Source organism: Ruegeria sp. BHSB064, from assembly GCF_059613205.1.
The window spans coordinates 1-2,634 of record NZ_JBXWSB010000229.1; the positions used below are offsets into that span (position 1 = coordinate 1).

The following is a 2,634-nucleotide window of genomic DNA, read 5'->3' on the forward strand; positions in this document are numbered from 1 at the left end:
GTTGAACGTATTGATCCTGGCCCAGGCTGTCCCAGGCGTCAGTGTCATATGTGTTGCAAAGATCTCGAACACATTTCGGTTCGAGCCGATTTCGGCAATCAGCATCAGAAGTCCGAAACCGGACAGCAGGATCTTCCACTTGCTTTTCACAAAGCGGAACGTCCAGTTCCAGCCCATCAGCGCGCCTTGAATGATGACGTTCAGGAATGCCCCGGACGACAGCGAACAGAACACAGCCCCGCCAACGATGGACACGTAGCCCAGTTTCGAGGACAGGGATTTCCCCCAACCAAGTACATACCAGCACAGGGCAAAGGCCGGGGCACAGAACACCCCGAACAGGATCGGATGCGGCATCGTCGTTTGCGCCCGCAACAGCCCCAATCGGGGCGGGAACACCCATTTCTGATAGACGCTCAGCACTTTACCGAAGATATCCAGAAGCGGGGTCTTGCCCGTCACGGTCTCGAATATGGCAAAGGGCAGCAGGATCAGAATGACGATCAGGAACCATTTCACAAAATACCGAAACGCCGCCAATGACCTGATATACGTGCGGGCGATGAAATAGGGCACCAATGTTTCGATCATGAAGATCCCGACAAACTGCCAGAGCTCGACAACCCCATGGTTGACCAAAAAGCTCAGGCTGGCCCAGAACGCAAACGCCACGACCAGCAGATCAATTGACCGTATCTTGCCAGCCTTGCCCGTCAGCCATCCCAAGACAGCCGGGATCATGAAGACAAGCAGAATAAGCCGGTACCCGCTGAGCCTCAGCCCGAGGAGCTGGAAATAGAACGGCATTGCAAACGATACGAGCAATAGCATCAGGACCAGCGGCCCTGTTGTCCGAGTATCGGTCTGGGTTGCCACGCGCACCGTCATTCAAACGCCTGCCTGCGGGGGGATGCAATTCTGGGTACAGACATACCTGTCATCATGTCTCATTTTTGTGTTGGATAGCTTTCCGCCAGTGTCGATCCGGCCTTCAGACTGTCAACAAGACTGCCGGGACGCACGCCATATTCGTTATACCCCTGCCTCTTCCCAAGCGCATAGTAAATGAACTGACTGTCATAGAAGCCATTCTTCGACGGGCTTTCGCTTTGCACAATGGCATTGTTGAGCACCACCCAGTCACGCTGCCCCTCATATCCAATGATCTGCGAGGTGACATTCTGTTCGATCACCACAGAGCTGGAGTCGGACGAGATGTTGATCGCCGGAGAGGAATGGCCGCCGGGGACATGGATCAGCGAGTTTTTCCGGATCGAGATATTGTCCGATCCATGGATAGAGATGCCGTGGATATGCGCATTGTAGATCATGTTGTTTTCAACCAGCACATTCCGGTGCCGCATGACGGGCAGATTGATATCCTTTCCATCCTGACCAGCCCAGATGGTCTGCGTGTAATCGCCCCGGCCAACATCAAAGATGTTGTCGCGAATGACGATGTCGGATGACCCCCGGGGCGTGACCCGCATGATCTGAATCATGTCGCTGTGATCTTTCGACCCCACCGCCCTTTGGAAATCAAAGAAATGGTTGTTTGCGATGGTCAGGCCCGTTGCGGCATCAATATCGATCCCGTCTGACCGGATGATGTGGATCTGATTGTCCGCGAACACCAGCCCCCCCGACCGGATCGTCAAAACCGCCGCCCACCATTTGCGCAGGTCTGACGCGATCACCTGGACATTGTTGCTTTCAAGAATGCGCAACCCGATTCCATAGGCTTTGCCATCAATGACCGAGTTGGTCCCATAGGCATAATCACCATCCAGAACCGAATGCGTGATCTTGATGTTTTCGCTGTTGCTGACCTTGAAGGGAACCGTGAAATGCGGGTCTCCTTCCCGGAACGTGTAATCGAAATAGAGCCCTTTGAGGGTCACGTTCCTGGACCCTTTCAGGTTCAGCCCGGTGAAACAGGCGGGTTTATCGGCGTTCGCCGAACGGATCACCACCGGCGACTGGAACGACTTGCGCAGGTTCAAGGCACCGTAATCCCCCGGTGCCAGCAGAAAGGTCTCGCCGCCCTGGGCCTGTTGCAGCGCAGCCGCCAGGGATCCTGCATCTGACACAGCCTGCCCTGCCGCAGCGGGGGGCAGTCCGGTTTTGAAATCATCGGTCGCACAGGATGTCTCTGCAGCCAATGCGGAACTCAGAAGAAAAACGACCCCTCCCGTCAGGGCAAGAAGCCTTGATCCAAACATGACGCACCTTTCAAATCACTACCTGTGGGAAAGTGTAGGCGAGGCGTTGTGCGCTGTCTATCAAGGCGCGACTTGTCTCACCGGAATACCGCCCCATGATTGCGCCCCCGCGGGCCCTGCCAACGACAGCGCTCAGGTTTCCCTTACGGCACCGGGCAATTACCTGCCGACACCTGGGGGATATACGCAAGGACACGCCTGAATTGTGGCAACCATGTGTCCATTGTTGCGACAGGGGAATCAATTTGCGAATTGTCCGACAACCGCTAAGGGAAGAGGAACAATTCCCGGTATCGAGTTTCGTGCACGCTCATAAATCCAGAGCATTTAGGCATCATTGTCTACAAACAGGCACAAGTTTCAAAATATAGCCGCACTTTGGCCTCTGTGTCGCCGCCGCGCGACTGTTTCC

2 protein-coding genes are annotated in these 2,634 nt (G+C 55.0%); both read right to left on the reverse strand.

Going from position 1 to position 2,634, the window contains the following annotated elements:
• The coding region (locus AC2FNU_RS24515; protein ID WP_496794136.1) for a hypothetical protein at nt 1-888 on the reverse strand (888 nt) is incomplete at its 3' end.
• A gap of 59 nt (nt 889-947) precedes the next feature.
• Complete coding sequence (locus AC2FNU_RS24520; protein WP_496794140.1) at nt 948-2,222, reverse strand: right-handed parallel beta-helix repeat-containing protein; 1,275 nt, start codon at nt 2,220-2,222, stop codon at nt 948-950.
• Between the last annotated feature and the right edge of the window lie 412 nt (nt 2,223-2,634).